Origin of the sequence: Mitsuokella sp. UBA4253 (assembly GCF_002395285.1) — a bacterium.
Lineage (GTDB): Bacteria > Bacillota > Negativicutes > Selenomonadales > Selenomonadaceae > Mitsuokella > Mitsuokella jalaludinii.
On the sequence record NZ_DGWR01000002.1, the window covers coordinates 110,818 to 127,714 of the forward strand.

Annotated in this window: 17 protein-coding genes; 4 read left to right on the plus strand and 13 right to left on the minus strand. The window is 60.9% G+C overall.

The annotated features are described in order from the left end of the window. Nucleotides 1-77: 77 nt before the first annotated feature. Nucleotides 78-956, minus strand: a complete 879-nt coding sequence (locus B2X55_RS00825; RefSeq protein WP_278823354.1) for a diacylglycerol/lipid kinase family protein — start codon at nt 954-956, stop codon at nt 78-80. 35 nt (nt 957-991) lie between these two features. After that, nucleotides 992-2,647, minus strand: a complete 1,656-nt coding sequence (locus B2X55_RS00830; protein ID WP_036377950.1) for a putative polysaccharide biosynthesis protein — start codon at nt 2,645-2,647, stop codon at nt 992-994. A gap of 238 nt (nt 2,648-2,885) precedes the next feature. Here B2X55_RS00830 and B2X55_RS00835 point away from each other — a divergent pair, with 238 nt between their 5' ends. The 3 genes from B2X55_RS00835 to B2X55_RS00845 all read left to right on the plus strand — a co-directional run bounded on the left by B2X55_RS00835 (nt 2,886) and on the right by B2X55_RS00845 (nt 5,418). Further along, a complete protein-coding gene (locus B2X55_RS00835; RefSeq protein WP_286820511.1) occupies nt 2,886-3,650 on the plus strand; it encodes a DUF4931 domain-containing protein in 765 nt (254 codons plus the stop codon). 169 nt (nt 3,651-3,819) lie between these two features. Next, the gene (locus tag B2X55_RS00840; RefSeq protein ID WP_286820512.1) at nt 3,820-4,968 is read left to right on the plus strand and encodes an MFS transporter; all 1,149 of its coding nucleotides are present in this window, start codon (nt 3,820-3,822) and stop codon (nt 4,966-4,968) included. 3 nt (nt 4,969-4,971) lie between these two features. Continuing rightward, nucleotides 4,972-5,418 carry a MarR family winged helix-turn-helix transcriptional regulator gene (locus tag B2X55_RS00845; RefSeq protein ID WP_036377903.1) on the plus strand — a complete coding sequence of 149 codons (447 nt, stop codon included), beginning with the start codon at nt 4,972-4,974 and terminating at the stop codon, nt 5,416-5,418. 59 nt (nt 5,419-5,477) lie between these two features. On the opposite strand, the gene B2X55_RS00850 is transcribed toward B2X55_RS00845, so the two are convergent. Continuing rightward, nucleotides 5,478-7,103: a peptide chain release factor 3 gene (locus B2X55_RS00850; RefSeq protein WP_036377902.1), complete on the minus strand. Its 1,626-nt coding sequence runs from the start codon at nt 7,101-7,103 to the stop codon at nt 5,478-5,480. A 166-nt stretch (nt 7,104-7,269) separates the two neighbouring features. Between B2X55_RS00850 and B2X55_RS00855 the strand changes: the two genes are divergently transcribed. Next, the gene (locus B2X55_RS00855; protein WP_286820514.1) at nt 7,270-9,282 is read left to right on the plus strand and encodes a molybdopterin-containing oxidoreductase family protein; all 2,013 of its coding nucleotides are present in this window, start codon (nt 7,270-7,272) and stop codon (nt 9,280-9,282) included. 119 nt (nt 9,283-9,401) lie between these two features. On the opposite strand, the gene B2X55_RS00860 is transcribed toward B2X55_RS00855, so the two are convergent. The 10 genes from B2X55_RS00860 to B2X55_RS00905 all read right to left on the minus strand — a co-directional run bounded on the left by B2X55_RS00860 (nt 9,402) and on the right by B2X55_RS00905 (nt 16,882). After that, nucleotides 9,402-9,911 (minus strand): NUDIX hydrolase, encoded by a 510-nt coding sequence (locus B2X55_RS00860; RefSeq protein WP_278823358.1) that lies wholly within the window; start codon nt 9,909-9,911, stop codon nt 9,402-9,404. Further along, nucleotides 9,908-10,663, minus strand: a complete 756-nt coding sequence (locus tag B2X55_RS00865) for an exodeoxyribonuclease III (RefSeq protein ID WP_286820515.1) — start codon at nt 10,661-10,663, stop codon at nt 9,908-9,910. The genes B2X55_RS00860 and B2X55_RS00865 overlap by 4 nt, the downstream gene beginning before the upstream one ends. Nucleotides 10,664-10,680: 17 nt before the next feature. Continuing rightward, nucleotides 10,681-11,202 carry a signal peptidase I gene (lepB, locus tag B2X55_RS00870; RefSeq protein ID WP_036377894.1) on the minus strand — a complete coding sequence of 174 codons (522 nt, stop codon included), beginning with the start codon at nt 11,200-11,202 and terminating at the stop codon, nt 10,681-10,683. Nucleotides 11,203-11,262: 60 nt separating this feature from the next. After that, the gene (gene rplS, locus B2X55_RS00875) at nt 11,263-11,604 is read right to left on the minus strand and encodes a 50S ribosomal protein L19 (protein ID WP_036377891.1); all 342 of its coding nucleotides are present in this window, start codon (nt 11,602-11,604) and stop codon (nt 11,263-11,265) included. A 132-nt stretch (nt 11,605-11,736) separates the two neighbouring features. Continuing rightward, nucleotides 11,737-12,825: a 3-dehydroquinate synthase gene (aroB, locus tag B2X55_RS00880; RefSeq protein ID WP_286820518.1), complete on the minus strand. Its 1,089-nt coding sequence runs from the start codon at nt 12,823-12,825 to the stop codon at nt 11,737-11,739. Further along, entirely contained in the window at nt 12,818-13,348 is a 531-nt protein-coding gene (locus tag B2X55_RS00885; protein ID WP_036377947.1) for a shikimate kinase, read from the minus strand. Before B2X55_RS00885 ends, aroB begins: the two co-directional genes overlap by 8 nt. Nucleotides 13,349-13,353: 5 nt before the next feature. Next, nucleotides 13,354-14,514 carry a chorismate synthase gene (gene aroC, locus B2X55_RS00890; protein WP_286820519.1) on the minus strand — a complete coding sequence of 387 codons (1,161 nt, stop codon included), beginning with the start codon at nt 14,512-14,514 and terminating at the stop codon, nt 13,354-13,356. A 94-nt stretch (nt 14,515-14,608) separates the two neighbouring features. Then, complete coding sequence (locus B2X55_RS00895) at nt 14,609-15,229, minus strand: type 4a pilus biogenesis protein PilO (protein WP_286820521.1); 621 nt, start codon at nt 15,227-15,229, stop codon at nt 14,609-14,611. Nucleotides 15,230-15,246: 17 nt separating this feature from the next. After that, nucleotides 15,247-16,488, minus strand: a complete 1,242-nt coding sequence (locus tag B2X55_RS00900; RefSeq protein ID WP_286820522.1) for a PilN domain-containing protein — start codon at nt 16,486-16,488, stop codon at nt 15,247-15,249. Continuing rightward, complete coding sequence (locus tag B2X55_RS00905) at nt 16,463-16,882, minus strand: hypothetical protein (protein WP_226867429.1); 420 nt, start codon at nt 16,880-16,882, stop codon at nt 16,463-16,465. The genes B2X55_RS00900 and B2X55_RS00905 overlap by 26 nt, the downstream gene beginning before the upstream one ends. Nucleotides 16,883-16,897: the final 15 nt, after the last annotated feature.

Below are 16,897 nucleotides of genomic sequence, written 5' to 3' on the forward strand. Positions count from 1 at the left end.
CATTCCATACTGAAAAAGACTGCGCATCGGTTGTACCCCTGATGCGCAGCCTTTTTATATGCATTTGTATGTGTGTTTCAGCAGTAAATCGCTACGGCACGCGGCACGGTCTCGATCGTCAGCGGCAACATCGGCCCGCATTCGCCGTCGATATCGCTCTCGACGGGAATCCCCGACTCGATGCAGAACGACTTCGCCTGCACATGCAGCACGTTCTCCCGCTCCGACACCGGCTTCCCCGCGATGAGATCTGCCGTGATGCTCATGAGCTTCGGGATGCTGCACTTGCCAATTGACAGCAGGTCTAGCTTGCCGTCATCGACCGCCACACCGCGCGCCACATTCTTCATGCTGCCGACGACCGGACTGTTGATGATGACGAAGAGGAACGTCTCGAGCTCATAATGCATCCCATCCGCCTCGATCTTGAGCGGGAAGTAGCGGAACTTCGGCAGGTCCCCGATGCCCTTGAGGTAGTACGCCATCTTGCCGAGCGAATTCTTGATTCGCACATTGACCTCGTGCGCGATGCAGGCCATCGCGCCGCCGCTTGCGACATTGATGAAGTACGTGCCGTCCACGAGACCGAGGTCCACGCGGCGCAAGCGGCCCGAGACGATAGTATCGAGGTACGCCTCAAGGTCCGCATTGACGCCGAGATACGTCGCAAAGTCATTCGACGTGCCACTGCCGATGATGCCGAGCGGCAAGTCGAGATGGCCCCTCATCATGAGGTTGACGATCTCATGGACCGTGCCGTCGCCGCCCGCGACGAGCAGGCCGTCAGGATTTACCTCGCGCACGAACGGGATGAAGGCCTCATTGCCCTCCTTGCGCGTGCGGTAAAAGACGACGAGGATGCCGCGGCGCTGAAAAGCCTCGACCATCCAGTCGAGCTTGTTCTTGAACGCCGCATGCCCTGAAACAGGATTGTAGAAGAGCACGAGCTTCTTCAAGATGCGTTCCCCCTATCTATTCCGAAATGATATTCTCACGATTTGAATACGCCGATGCGGCGCAGAATGCGGATGCCGATGCGGCCGATCATCGGCATGCGTGCGAGGTCATCCTCGAGCAGGCCGCCGACGAGCAGCATGACCGCGATGTAGACAAAGCAGCCGAAGAACACCGCGCCGAACGTCGAGATGGCACCGATATTCCACCAGGCCATCGTCCAGTCATAGAAGAAGTAGACGGCGACCGCCATGACTGCCGCGGCAAACAGCGTTTTCAAGAGCTGCGGGATCTCCATACGGTAGCCGATGAACTTGTAGATGAAGAACAGGTTGATGATGGCCGCGACGCCCATGTCCGCCGCAGTCGCCCAGGCCGCACCCATGATACCGAGCCATGGCAGCGCCGTGAGTTCCCAGTTGAGGATGACTTTGGCCGCCGCCGCGAGGATCATGTTGACCATCGGGATGGTCGGATGGCCGAGGCCCTGCAGGATGCCTGTCGAGACCTGATGCAGGCCGAGCAGCACGATGCTGAAGGCCGAGATCATGACGGCCGGGCCGGCGCCCGGCGCATTGTAGATGAGCGACGAGATTGGCGTCGCGAGCACGAAGACGATGACAAAGGCCGGGAAGCAGACGAAGTTCGAGATACGCACGGAGGCTGCCGTCTGATTGTAGACGCGCTTCATGTCGCGCAGCGCGCGCGCCTCCGAGATGGCTGGCACAATGCTCATCGCCATCGAGGCCGTGATGATGCATGAGAGGTTGACGAGCGGGACAGCCATGCCAGTCAGATAGCCGAAGAGCTCCGTCGCCTCATTGACGCTGTAGCCCGCAACCTCGAGACGCTGCGGCACGATCATGAGATCGAGGTTCGAGACGACCGGCAGCATGATGCTCGCCGCCGAGACTGGCAGCGACAACATGAAGATGCGGCGCATGATCTTGAGGATGGACTCGTGCTCCGTGCCCGGCAAGGGCTTTATGTCGTGGCCGTAGTCGCGCTCGATATCGCGGTCGAGCTTCCAGTGGTAGTAGACGAGCACGATGAGGCCCGTGACCGCGCCGACGAGTGCGCCGAGCGAAGCGCCGGCCGAAGCGTACTCGAGTCCCCAGGGCAGGAAGAGCTGCGCGAGGAGGATCATCGTGATGACGCGGAAGATCTGCTCCACAATCTGCGAGACGGCCGTCGGCGTCATGCGCTGCCAGCCCTGCAGGTAGCCGCGCGAAGCCGCGAGGAAGGTCACGAAGAATACCGTCGGCGCGAGCACGACCATCGAGAGGTACGCGCGCGCATCGCGGATGAAGTGCCACTCGATGAGCCAGTCCGCTGCGAAATACGTCAGGATGGAGAATAAAAGGCCCGTGACGAGCATCAGTCCCATCGAGATGCGGAAGACGCGCTTGGCGCCATAGATATCCTTGAGCGCCACGCGCTCCGCCGTGATGATGGAGATGGCCACCGGCACGCCGGCCTGTGAGACCGTCATCGCGAAGAAATAGATTGGGAAGGCCATCTGGTAAAGGCCGATACCCTCACCGCCGAGGATACGCGATACGAAGATCCAGTTGAGGGAGCCGATGACCTTGACGACAAAGCCGGCAATCGTCAGGATGAACGTGCCCTTGAGGAAGGACTCTCCCTTGCTGGACTTCTTCCCCGCTTCCGGGGACTTCTGAGGCTGCTGCACCGACTGCACATTTGCCTCTACATCTTGCTTGCTAATGGAAAACACCGCCTACGTGCATAGATTTGCGAAAACTGCTGGAACCAGCTGGAACTAGGAAAGAAGAAAGGCAGGTTCCCCCGCCTCTCTCAAATTGCAAAAACGTCCGTATACCGCTATAATGGTACTCAACATTGAGATTATATCATTATTGGACGAATCAATCCAGTAGTTTCTTGACAAATATAGAGAGGAAAGCAGCATGGACATCAATCTCATGGGCTTCGACGTCAGCGCAGCCCGCCATAAACCCGAAACAATACGCCACCGCGAGCAGGCCTGCCCGTTCTGCGACCGCGCGAACCTGACGGATGTCATCGCAACGGAGGGCGACATGATCTTCCTGCGCAACAAATACAATGTCATTGAAGGCGCCGACCAGTTCGTGCTCATCGAGGGACGCGAATGCAAGAGTGACATGCCCGCCTACACGAAGGAGCACATGCACGCGCTCATCCGCTTCGGGCTCCGCATGTGGCAGGAGCTCAGAGAAAGCGGCCGCTATGAGGCCGTGCTCTTCTTCAAGAACTACGGACCGCTCTCCGGCGGCACCATCCGCCACCCCCACATGCAGCTCGTCGGCCTTCCACACGTGAAGAAGGAGCTGCTCTGCCACCCGGAAGAGTTCGAAGGCCCCGTCATCTGCGAGCGCGACGGCGTCACCCTCAATGTCTCCGATGTGCCGCGCATCGGCTTCTGGGAGTTCAACATCCTGCCAAAGAAGCTCACGTCAGCTGCCATCGACACGACGGCCGACTTCATCCAGATCATCGTCGACTTCCTCACGCATCACTTCGGCAGCCAGACGCAGAGCTACAACATCTTCTTCTACGACCTCGGCGGGCGTATCGCCGTCAAGCTCCTGCCGCGCTTCGCCACGCCGCCGATCTTCGTCGGCTACGGCATCCACTTCCGCCCGAGCAGCCTCGATGAAGCCATCCACGCCATCCGGCAGCGCTATTTCTGAACACCCACGCACTCCAGCCAGGGATATGTCAACATTTATCCTTTGACAAAGTGCGCCAAATAGATTAAACTAGTTAACGCAACGTAAATTAACTAGTTAATATTCATATTGAAAAGGAGTGGTCGTCTTCATGACAACAGAAAAACTTTGGTCCCGAGATTTCATTGCTTTGACTGCGGCAAATGGCCTGCTGTTTGCCGGATTCCATATCCTGCTCCCAACCCTGCCCATCTACGTGGCAAGCTTGGGTGCATCTGGCTCAGAGATTGGCTTGATTGCCGGCATCTTTGGGTATTCCGCCATCTTCATCCGCCTGTTCACCGACACCGGCGTGCGTGCCTTCGGCAAGAAGACCTGTCTCTATGCCGGTCTTCTCTTCTCCCTGCTGGCAACGGCGGGATACGCACTGCTGGATTCCATCGGTGCCATCGTCATCGCCCGCGTCATCCACGGCTTCGGCTTCGGACTCAGCACGACCTTCGCCGCAGCGCTGGTCGCTGACGTCATCCCGGCCTCGCGCCGCGGTGAGGGCATCGGCTACTTCGGCCTTGGCAGCACGATCGCGATGGCACTGGCCCCGGCATTCGGCCTGGTGCTGCTTTCCGACATCAGCCCCTGGGCCCTGTTCATCGCTTCTGGCGTCGCGACGCTCGCAGCGCTTCTTGCCGCCCGCCAGGACCGCACAGCCGAGCGAGAGCCTGCACTCCCGGTGCCGGCCGTTCATCTCTCCTTCCGCAACCGCCTCTATGAGGCAGGGACTGGCATCCCCGCCATCCTGACCATCCTCTTCGGCGCCGCTTACGGCAGCGTCAACACGTTCATCGCGATGATGGCAGCAGAAGCCGGCATCCAGAGCGCCGGCCTGTTCTTCATCGTGGGAACCGTCTTCATCTTCCTTTCCCGCCCGTTCGGCGGTCGCCTTCTCGACCGCTACGGCGCCTTTGCCGTCGTGATTCCAGGCGCCCTGCTCTACTGCGTGGCCCTTGCCCTGATCCTCGCAGCAGGCAGTCTGCCCATGCTGCTCACCGCCTCCGTCTTCTACGGCCTCGGTGCCGGCCTCCTGCTGCCGGCACTCATGACCTGGATGCTCAATGTCGTCCGGGCCGATCGCCGCAGCGCCGCCAGCGCCACCTTCTACAACATGCTGGACATCGGCACGAGCACCGGCATCGTCGTCCTCGGCAGCCTGGCCGGCACGGTCGGCTACATCGCCATGTACCGCTATGTCCTCGCCATCATGGCCGCCTTCGTGTTATTCGGCCTGCTGACGCACCGCCTCGCCCGCCAGGTGCGCCAGCCAGAAGAAGCAGAGGAGTAAACCATGGACAAGACCATCTGGCAGGAGAGCGACAGTGACCGCCTGATTCACCAGCTCTACCAGACGATGCGGCTCTTCTCCAAGACGCTGAATCAGGAGATTGCCGACACTGGCATCTACAGCTCCGAATGGACCATCCTGAACCTGATCCATCACCGCGAGGACTGTGCACAGACCGCACTGAGCCAATACCTGGGCGTAGAGCCCGCGGCCATCTCCAAGACCTTGACGAAGATGGAGAAGAAAGGCCTGATTACGCGCGTCGCCCATCCCAATACCCGCGGCAAATTCATCGAGCTCACGGAAAAGGGCGCACAAGCCCACCGCGACTTGTCCAGCGCCGTGGCCGAACACCGCCGCAAGGCTCTGCAGGGCCTTTCACCCGAAATGCTGCAGGGCCTCAACGATGTGATGCTGCGCATCCAGCGGAACTTATCCTCAGGAGAATAAAAGAACCCCAGACAAGGCTTTCGCCCTGTCTGGGGTTTTCTGATGCCAAAAACGGCGCGTCAGGCTTCTTTGCGGTCAAACGGCACGTGATTGAGGATGAGGTCCGGGTTGTTGTCCATGATCCAGCCGAGTGCCCACTCGTTGCTGACGAGCAGCACCGGGTTGCCCTTGCGGTCGTAGACGAACATGCCGCGGTCGGCGCCCTTGAGAGCAGCCGGCGTGACTTCACGGCCGTCCTTGAAGGCGAGCCAGCGCGCGACCTCATACGGCTGCATGTTCATCGTGATATCGACGTTGTACTCGTTCTTGAGGCGGTATTCGAGGACCTCGAACTGCAGCGTGCCGACTGTGCCGACAATGTACGACTCCATGCCGGCACCTGCCTGCTGGAAGAGCTGGATAGCGCCTTCCTGCGTCAGCTGCTCGATGCCCTTGACGAACTGCTTGCGCTTCATCGTATCCTTCGCCTGTACGCGCGCGAACTTCTCGGGCGGGAAGACCGGGAAGTCAGCGTACTTGAACTTGTGGCTCTCGTCGCAGATCGTATCGCCGATGCCGAAGATGCCCGGGTCGAAGAGACCGACGATGTCGCCCGGGTAGGCCGTGTCGATAATCTGGCGGTCCTGCGCGAGGAACTGCTGCGGCTGCGCGAGCTTGATGATCTTGCCCGAGCGCTCGTGCCAGACGCTCATGTTGCGCTCGAACTTGCCCGAGCAGATGCGGATGAAGGCCAGGCGGTCGCGATGTGCCGGATTCATGTTGGCCTGAATCTTGAAGACGAAGCCCGAGAACTTCTCGTCGTCCGGCGCAATGAGGCCATCGCTCGACAGACGCGGCTGCGGCGTCGGCGCCATGCGGATGTAGCCCTCGAGAAAGTCCTGCACGCCGAAGTTCGTCATGGCCGAGCCGAAGAACATCGGCGTGAGCTCGCCTGAATTGACCTTCTCCATGTCGAACGCCTCGCCGGCCTCGTCGAGCAGCTCGATGTCGTCCTGCAGGGCCTGCCACGTATCCTCGCCAATGCGCTCGATGACAGCCGGGTCATCCGGCTCGTAGACATCGGCGATGCGCGCCTCCTGGCCGTGCGTCGTATCAGCGGCAAAGAGCAGGACCTTCTTGTTGCGGCGGTCATAGACGCCCATGTACTGGCCGTCCTGGCCGATTGGCCAGTTCATCGGATACGAGCGGATGCCGAGCACGTTCTCGATCTCGTCCATGATGTCGATCGGCAGCTTGCCGTAGTGGTCGAGCTTGTTGACGAACGTGAAGATGGGGATGCCGCGCTGCTTGCAGACCTTGAAGAGCTTCTTCGTCTGCGCCTCGACGCCCTTCGCGACATCGATGACCATGACGGCACTGTCGACGGCCATGAGCGTGCGGTACGTGTCCTCCGAGAAGTCCTGATGGCCCGGCGTATCGAGGATGTTGATGCGGCAGCCCGCGTAGTCGAACTGCAGCACCGACGACGTGACCGAGATACCGCGCTGCTTCTCGATCTCCATCCAGTCCGACACCGCATGGCGCTGCGTCTTGCGCGACTTGATGGAGCCCGCAAGGTGGATGGCACCACCGTAGAGCAAGAGTTTCTCCGTCAGCGTCGTCTTACCGGCATCCGGGTGCGAGATGATCGCAAACGTGCGGCGCTTCTTGATTTCCTTATCGAGTTCTTCGCTTAAAGCTGACAAAATCCTTTTCCTCCCAATATATATGAATGATACAGGTCAAATTGCACTGCTTACCATTCTATCATAGAGCCTTCTCCTCCTGCAATCCCATTTTTCCTGCATGAGGCGTCCGGCCATGAGCTATGGTATAATAGAGACATCTCACATCTGCCTACAGGAGGTTCTTATGAACGAAATCAAGCCGTCCGTCTGCCCCTACGACTGCCCCGACTGCTGCGGTCTGCTCGTCACCGTGCAGGATGGCCGCGCCGTCCACATTGCAGGCGACCCCAATCACCCCTTCACGCGCGGCACGCTCTGCCCCAAGATGGCCCACTACGAGCGCACCGTCCACGCCAAGGGACGCATCATGACACCCTTGAAGCGCATCGGCAAGAAGGGGGAAGGACGTTTCAAGCCCATCAGCTGGGATGCGGCCATCGCTGAGATCGCCGAGCACTGGCAGTCCATCATCGATGACTTCGGCGCCGAGGCCATCCTGCCCTACTCCTATGCCGGCACGATGGGCACGATCGGCTACAGCGCCGGTCATGCGCTCTTCTACGCGCTCGGCGCCACGAGTCTCGACCGCACCATCTGCGCGCCGGCTAAGAGCCGCGGCTACCGCGATGTCATGGGCGCGACTCTGCCGACTGCCCCGCAGGAGGCACAAGAAAGCGACATGATCATACTCTGGAGCATCAGCATGCTCGCGACCGACATCCACTTCCGCCACGACATCGAGATTGCCCGCCAAAGAGGTGCCAGGATCTACTGCATCGACACGTACCGCACGAAGACGGCCGACTGTGCCGACGCCTTCCTCTGCCCGCGGCCCGGCACCGACGGTGCTCTCGCCCTCGCCGTGCTGCACGTGCTTGCCAAAGAAGGCCTCTGCGACCGCGCTTTCCTGCGCGGGCATGTGCAGGGTGCCGAAGCACTCGAACGCAAGATCCTGCCGCGCTACACGCCAGAAGCCGCCGCAGACATCACCGGCATCCCCGCTGAAGACATCCGCAGCTTCGCGCGCGCCTACGGACGTGCCCGCGCCCCCTTCATCCGTCTCGGCAGCGGCCAGTCGCGCTACACCAACGGCTCCATGACGACGCGCCTCATCACCTGCCTGCCCGCCTTCGCCGGCGCCTATGCAAAAAAGGGAGGCGGCCTCCTGACCTCCGCCTCTGGCAGCCACGCCTTCGACAAGAGCATCATCCGTCGCCCTGATCTCGAGCGCCCCGGCGTGCGCCACATCAACATGTGCGAGCTCGGACACGCGCTCAACGATGCGAGCCTGACGCCGCCCATCAAGGCGCTCTATGTCTACTCCTCCAATCCCGCCTGCACTGCTCCCGACCAGAATCAAGTCCTGCGGGGCCTTCAGCGCGAAGATCTCTTCACCGTCGTCCACGAGCGCTTCCTCACAGACACCGCCCGCTATGCCGACATCATCCTGCCCGCCACCACCTCGCTCGAGAGCGAAGACCTCTACTATTCCTACGGCCACTACACCATCCAGCGCGCCAAGGCCGTCATCCCGCCCGTCGGCGAGAGCAAGAGCAACTGGCAGACCGCCCGCCTGCTCGCAAAAGCCATGCACCTTGCTGACCCTATCTTCGACAAGAGTGAAGAAGAACTCGTCGAAGAGCTCATCGCCAGCACAAAGGGAGCCTGGCCTCTGCCTCTCGGCGAAGACGCGCTCCAGCAGCTCCGAGACTGCCGCCCCGTCAACCTGCCTCTGCCCAAAGACTACAAGATGGACTTCCAGACACCCTCCCAGAGAATCGAGATCGAGAATCCAGCCTGCCAGCCATCCCTGCCCGACTACTTCCCGCCCCACGGCGACGCAGAGCCCTTCCCACTCATCAACGCCCCCGACATGCGCATCCTCGACAGTTCCTTCAACGAACGCGAAGAGCTCACGCGCGATGGCGTCATGACACTCCTCATCCACCCAGACGACGCCGCCGAACGCAGTCTCCAGGACGGCGACCCCGTCCGAGCCCGCAATAAGCGCGGCCAAGCCCACTTCACCATCAAGACCTCCGACCGCGTCAAGCGCGGCACTCTCGTCACCGAAGGCGTCTGGTGGCAGTGCTACACCAAAGACGGCAACGCCAACCGCCTGACCTCCATGCGCCTCACCGACAAAGAGGGCGGCAGCACCTTCTACGACGTCAGCGTAACGATAGAAAAAGGCTGACTTTGGTGAAGCCGGAGCAGGTGCCCTCGCCCGCCTCACACGATGCAAAACAAAACCCGGTACGAGGATTGGCTCGTACCGGGTTTTCCTATCTCATTTGACGAACGCTCTTCAACGCCTCAGAACGCCCTCCCATCAAGCGCCTTCTCGACGAGCGCATCTCCCACATAGCGGAGTTTCAGCGAGAACACCGCCTCCTGCTGCTCCATCAGCCGGAAGAAGATCTTATCTCCCTCCCAGATGGGCAGGTCGTAGACCGCATCCTTCGCCACCCACTCGAGCGTGCCTTCGCGGCAGTCGTCGCGGCCGACGAGCTGCCCGTGGAACGCATCTGCCGTGTAGAGGAACATGTACTCCGTCTGCCACTTGTCCGACATGAACGTGATGATGCCGCGCAGCCGGAACGAGTCGAGCACGAGCCCCGTCTCCTCCCGCACCTCGCGCAGCAGGCACTCCTCCGGCGTCTCATCCGGCTCAAAGTGGCCGCCGACGCCAATCCACTTGTCGTGATTGATGTCATGCGCCTTCTTGACCCGGTGCATCATCAGGTACTTGCCGTCCTGCTCGATGTAGCAGAGCGTCGTCAGATTCGTCTTCTTGCGGCCCTTCTCCAGAGCTGTCGCTGTCATGCTCTGAGCTCCAGTCCGACCGGGCAGTGGTCGCTGCCGAAGATCTCGTTGTGGATAGTCGCATCCGCAATCTTCTCGCGCAGCCGCGCCGACGTCACAAAGTAGTCAATGCGCCAGCCCGCATTCGTCTCACGCGCCTTGCGCAGATAGGACCACCACGTGTAGATGCCCGTGCGGTCCGGGTAAAGCGCGCGGAACGTGTCGACAAAGCCCGCATTCAGGAGTTCGGTGAACTTGCCGCGCTCCTCATCGGTAAAGCCCGCATTGTGGTGATTCGTCTTCGGGTTCTTGAGGTCAATCTCCGCATGCGCGACATTGAGATCACCGCAGACGATGACGGGCTTCTTCGCATCTAAGGTCACGAGATACGCGCGGAACGCATCCTCCCACGCCATACGGTAGGCAAGGCGCTCGAGTCCGCGCTTTGAGTTCGGCGTGTAGACCGTCACGAAATAGCAGTCAGGCAACTCCAGCGTGATCACGCGTCCTTCATGGTCATGCTCCTCGATGCCGAGGCCGTACGTCACCGAAAGCGGCTCGATGCGCGAGAAGACCGCTGTGCCCGAATAGCCCTTGCGCTCCGCGCTGTTCCAGTACTGCTTGTAGCCCGGCAGGTCGAGGATGGCCTGTTCAGGCTGCATCTTCGTCTCCTGCAGTGCAAAGATATCTGCATCGAGCTTCACGAACGACTCCATGAAGCCCTTCTTGAGGCAGGCCCGAAGGCCATTGACATTCCAGGAAATGCACTTCATCTATACGTCCCTCCCCGTCAAGGCAGCGTCTTGAACGCGCTGAGCGGCCAGAAGACGAGCACGGCCTTGCCCTTGATGAGCTTGTAGGGCACGAAGCCAACATCGGCGAAGCGGCTGTCCTCCGAGTTGTTGCGGTTATCGCCCATGACGAATACCGTGCCCTGTGGCACCGTCGCCTTCGGGTACTCGCTGCGCGTCTTCTCGAGGATGTAGTCCTCATCGAGCATCTGGTCGTTGACGTAGACGCGGCCATCCTTGATCTCGATCGTGTCACCAGGCGTCGCGATGACGCGCTTGATGAAATCGCGGCTCGTATCGCGCGGATACTCGAAGACGAGGATCTCGCCCTTCTGCGGCGCGCGGAAATCGTAGATGAACTTGTTGACGACGAGCCTCTCCTGCGACTGCAGAGTCGGGCGCATCGACGGGCCGTCGACGATGTAGAGCTCGACGACGAACTGACGGATGATGAAGGCCAGGACAATCGCGATGACAATGGATATGACCCAGTCTTTAGCCTCTTCTCCCAATGAACTCATGGTGTTCCTCCTGTTCACAAACAAATAGGGACTGCCAAAGCAGTCCCTACCGTACGCAGATTAGCGTTTTTCTTTGATACGAGCAGCTTTACCCGTAAGGTTGCGCAGATAATAGAGTTTTGCACGACGGACAATACCCTTGCGGAGAACGTCGATCTTCTCGATGCGCGGGGAATGTACCGGGAACATACGCTCAACGCCGATACCGTAGGAGATGCGGCGAACCGTGAACGTCTCACGGACACCCGTGCCCTGACGGCTGATGACGACGCCCTCGAACATCTGGATACGCTCGCGGGAGCCCTCGACGATCTTGGCATGGACGCGGACCGTGTCACCAGGTGCGAAATCCGGAATATCCGAGCGGAGCTGTTCTTTTTCTAAGGTTTCGATGATGTTCATTTTTTTCCTCCTTGATGTCAGACGTTCATGGCAAGCCCGATGCTCACTCAGAGGACCGTCCATATACCTAGATAGCATACCATAAAAAAAGGGCGGTTTCAACCGCCCTTCGCAATTTTTTTAGATTTGGCGTCACTTGCCGATGCGCGCGGCCATCGCAGCGCGCACGATGTCTTCCGGCACATCGTTGCGGCAGGTCACCTCGCCGATTCCCTTCATGAGGACCCAGTTGACTTTGCCGTTGATGGTCTTCTTGTCGTGGAAGATATCCTGATACATCGCGTCGACCGTGCAGCCCTCCGCGACAGTCGGCAGGTGCAGGCGCTCGATGAGCGACGTGACGCGTGCGACATCAGCGGCATCAATCATGCCGAGGCGCGCACTGATGTCCGCCGCGCCGACCATGCCGATTGCAACAGCCTCGCCGTGATTGTAGCGCAGGTAGCCCGTCTCCTTCTCGATGGCATGTGCCATCGTGTGGCCGAAGTTCAGGATGCGGCGCAGGCCGCTCTCCTTCTCGTCCTGGCTGACGACGGCCGCCTTGATCTCGCACGAGCGCGCGATCATGTGGACGGCGGCTTCCTGCTCGAGCGCGAGCACGGCATCGGCATGCTGCTCAAGATACGAGAAGAAGTCCGCATCGTAGATGATGCCGTACTTGATGATCTCGCCGAGACCCGTGTAGATCTCCCGCTTCGGCAGCGTCTCCATCATGGCGAGGTCCATGAATACGGCCTCAGGCTGGTAAAAGGCCCCGATGAGGTTCTTGCCGAGCGCGTGGTTGACGGCTACCTTGCCGCCGACGCTCGAGTCGACCTGCGCCAGGAGGCTCGTCGGCAACTGCACGAACGGAACGCCGCGCATGTACGTCGCCGCGATGAACCCTGCGAGGTCGCCGACGACACCGCCGCCGAGCGCAAAGATCGGCGACTTGCGGTCGAGGCCGAGCTCGATAGCCCTCGTGTAGAGCTTCTCCGCAACGGCGAGGCTCTTGGAACTCTCACCGGCGGGAATCGTCACGACCGTCACCGAGAGGCCGCCGGCCTCTAGAATGGCGCGAACGTTCTCGCCGTAGAGCGGTCCGACGTTGCTGTCTGTCACGAGCATGGCCTGGCGCGAAAAGCCGGCTCCCTGCACGAATGCCCGAAGTTCCTGTTCCAGACCGTAACCGATCACGATATCATAGCTCTCTTCTCCGAGAGCGACGCGTACCTTACGCATGGACGACACCTCTTGCTTTCAGATAATGAAGGATTTCCTCGACGACCTGCAGCGGCGAGAGCTTGCTCGTATCGACCGAGAAGTCCGCCTGGCGGTAGAGCTCGCGCCGCTCCTCGATGAGCTTCTCGATTGCCAGGCGGCGGTTACCCTGGTCCTCCTTGTCGAGAACGGGTCGCTCGCCCTTGCTGGCCGTGCGCTCGAGGATTGTCTCGACGTCTGCCTGCAGGCAGACGATGACGCCGTTCTCGCGCAAAGCTGCTACATTCCGGGGATCTTTGACCGTGCCGCCGCCCGTCGAGATGACGGCGTTCCTGCGCCCTGCAACGCGCTCGACCATCTCGTGCTCTCGCGCGCGGAAGTACGCCTCCCCCTTCTGCGCGAACATGTCAGGAATGGCCATGCCCGCCTCGCGCTCGATCTCCTGGTCGAGGTCGAGGAAGGCGGCACCGAGCTTCTGTGCGAGCACGCGGCCCGTGCTCGTCTTGCCCGTGCCCATGAAGCCAATCAGCACGATGTTCTTCATCGGCATCACCAATCCTTCCCGATGCGCGCCTTGTAGGCGGCGAGAGCTGCCTGGAGGTCCACCATCGCGTCTGAGCCGAACTTGTCGCAGATGGCCTGCGCCATGACGAAGGCCGTCATCGCCTCGCCGACGACAGAGGCTGCCGAGACAGCACACGTGTCGCTGCGCTCCTTGCATGCCAGGACTTCCTCGTGACTCTCGATATCGATGGAATGGAGCGGCTGCATGAGCGTCGGGATTGGCTTCATCGCCGCCTTGACGACAAGCTCTTCTCCATTCGTCATGCCGCCCTCGAGACCGCCCGCGCGGTTCGTCTTGCGGTAGACCTTGCCCGCCGCATCGAGGAACATCTCATCGTGGATCTGGCTGCCCGGCAGGATGGCGCAGTCAAAGCCCGCGCCGATCTCCACGCCCTTGATGGCCTGGATCGACATCAGCGCGCCGGCGAGCTTGCCGTCGAGGCGGCGGTCCCACTGGATATGACTGCCAAGTCCTGCCGGCAGGCCGCGCACCGTGATCTCAAAGATGCCGCCGAGCGTATCGCCCGCCTTGCGCGCCTCCTTGATCTTCGCCTTCATCTTCGCCTCTGCCTCGGCGTCGTAGCAGTTGAGCTCCGAGCCGACATCCTCGCCAAGTTTTGCGCGGTCGACCTTCGCCGGGTCAATGGCCACCCCGCCGATGTTCACGACCTGTGAGACAACCGTGATGCCGAGGGCCTTGAGGAATTCCTTGCACACGGCACCAACGGCCACGCGCATCGTCGTCTCGCGTGCACTCGAGCGCTCCAGGATGTCGCGCACATCTTCGCGGTCATACTTGCGGATGCCCGTGAAATCGGCATGGCCCGGGCGCGCTGCCGTCACTTTCTCACCGGCCGGCTCACCGAAAGCCGCCATGCGCTCGCCCCAGTTCTGGAAATCGCGGTTGACGACCTGCAGCGTGATGGGGCCGCCAATCGTCTCATTGAAGCGCACGCCTGAGAGGACGTTGACCTTGTCCTTCTCGATTTTCATGCGGCCGCCGCGGCCGTAGCCCTGCTGGCGGCGCGCCAAGTCCTTGTTGATTGCATCGAGATCTAGCTTGAGACCGGCTGGCAGGCCCTCTAAGATAGTCGTCAGGCACGGACCGTGTGATTCGCCTGCTGTCATAAAACGCAATTCGCTCATATTCATACACCTCTCGTATTTCAAATCATTATTGATTACAGTGTAAAGGATACGAGCCTATAAATCAAGGTCTTATTTCAGTATCCAGATGTCATCACTCACGAGACATTCCTTCCTCGCCTTCCATCCCGTCCTGCGCGCCTCCCTGTGGCCAGGCGTAGGCTGTGACAACAAGCTGACACTGAAGCGCCCCGACTTCCGATTGCGCTTCCGTGCGCTGCTCGATGCGTGTCTCATGGATGGAGAGCAGGCGCTCTGACTGCTGCATACGGCGCAGGAAGTCGAGCACAGCAAAGTACGAGCCGCTGCAGGATATGCTGACAGGCATCTGCTGCACGCCGTCCACCGTGCGCGTCTCAGCCGGTACGACTTTCTGGAGCTTCACCTGACTCTGCAGGGCTTTTTGCTGGAGCTCCTGCAAGAAGACGCCCTGCCCGAGGCTCATCGGCAGCACGCGCTGCGCGCGCACCTCCCGATCTGAGAGTTCTTTGGCGTACGCCGCCATATCGCCGTGCACATTCTTGAAGTTCATGACAGCGGCCAGACGCCCGCGCAGTTCCGCCCGCCGCCCCTCGTACGAAGCGCATGCCTCCTGCAACGGCAGGTGCACGAAGAACAGATAGAGCAACAGTGCCGCGAAGCATGTGAGACAGCAGCCGAGGGAAAAGCGTCCTTCCCCGCCGCAATGCTTCAGCCATTTTACTCTCTTCACCATACCCAGCCCCCTTTACACTAGATGCCCAAGCTGATGCGGAATGCGATGCCAGGCTTCTCTGCTCCCGTTTCCTCTGCTGACTCCTCGAGTATCGGCCCCTGCGGGAAGAAGTCCCGGTCCGCCTCGAAGGACTGCAGGAACGAGGAGAGCGCGCCGTAGCTGAGCGCCGCACCACGTATCTCGATCTTCTTGTCCTGTCGCAGCGCGATAGACTTGAGCCAGACACCTTCCGTCTGCAGCTCCGGCCGCCCGAGATGGACCATCACGCTGTACCAAGGCATGGCGCCCTCCACGAGGCGCGCTGCCTTCGCATCGCGCTGCTGGATTTCCTGCTGCAGCTTCGCCGTCATCCTCATCGTCTTCTCGTCGCGCTGCAGCAGTGCGAGCGCCTGCTCCTCCCGCTCACAGTCGCGCTTTGCCTCGAAATAGGCCCGCGTGTCAAAAAAAGCCGCGGCAAAGAGAATGAGGAATGTCACGGCGCAGCAGAGAGCGGCCAGGCGACGGTAGCGGAAGTGACGCCTCGGAATCATCTCGCCCCAAAGCCGCAGGCTCAGAACCGGCTCGTCCGAAAGCGCAGCAAGGGCAGCGGCGATGGCCGGCAGGAACATGCGCTGCGCCGGCAAGAGCTCCAGGCCGTGCGCGGCCAGCAGAGCCTCACCGCTGCCATCATCAGGCGCAAGAGCAGCCATGCCGCGCAGGGCGATGCCCTGTGAAGCAAAACCTGCTTGGAGGCCTTCCAGGTACTGATGCTCAGCAGCGGCGAGCATCACAGAAACCTCGCCCTGGCGGCGATAAGCCATCGCATACGCATCAGCATCGAGCCCCTCGGCCATCAGGCGCGCATCGAGCTCCCAGTGCGCCGCCTCGCGCCACTCGTCTCCTTCCATGTGAGGCGGCAGCTCCATCTCATAGAAGCGGACCACCTCATCTGGCAGACAGACGGAAAAATCAAGCGCCTGCCAGCCTTCCCGCTTGGCGCGCATGGCAGCGGCCTCCGCCATCGTGACATCGCCTGCAAGCTGCTCTTTTGCCGTGCGCACGAGCTGATATGACTCGCCCTCTGCCAGCAGCTCGGCAAAGAGCAGAGCCCTGCCTCCGGAGGCCTCGGCAATCCCGACGACGCGACGGCGCCCATCCCAGAGCCAGCTGCTCTCACGGACTGCATCTCTGCTGCGCCACGCTGCCAGCAGGCCGCGGCAGAGCGCCTGCAGACTCCCCATCCTGCCGCGTGCCTCAGCGGCTCCTTCCCTTCCAGACATAGCCATCCTCCTTCTTCTCTAAGCGGGCTCGCGCGATCTTATGGCGCTGCCAGACGTCACCCGACTTCTCGCGCGCCACAGCGACGAGCCAGTAAGAGCCCGCTTTCTGCTCCGCTGCGGCCTGCACGACGAGCGTGCCCTTCTCCGTCTCGACCTCGCGCGGCGCGATTATCATGCCTGTATCGACGAGAACAGGCTCCTTCTCGACACGCTGCAAGGCCTCCAGCAAGGCTGCCTCTGCCGCCAAACGCAGTGTCACTTCGCGCTCGTATGAGGCCGCCATCTTCCGGCTGTTGTAGGCTGTGTAGCAGACGGCCGTGGCGAGCATCATGGCAAATATTGTCACTAGAAGCGCCCAGATGACAGCCGACCCCTGCTGGCTCTCCCGTCCCATCGCCTTTCCCTCCTT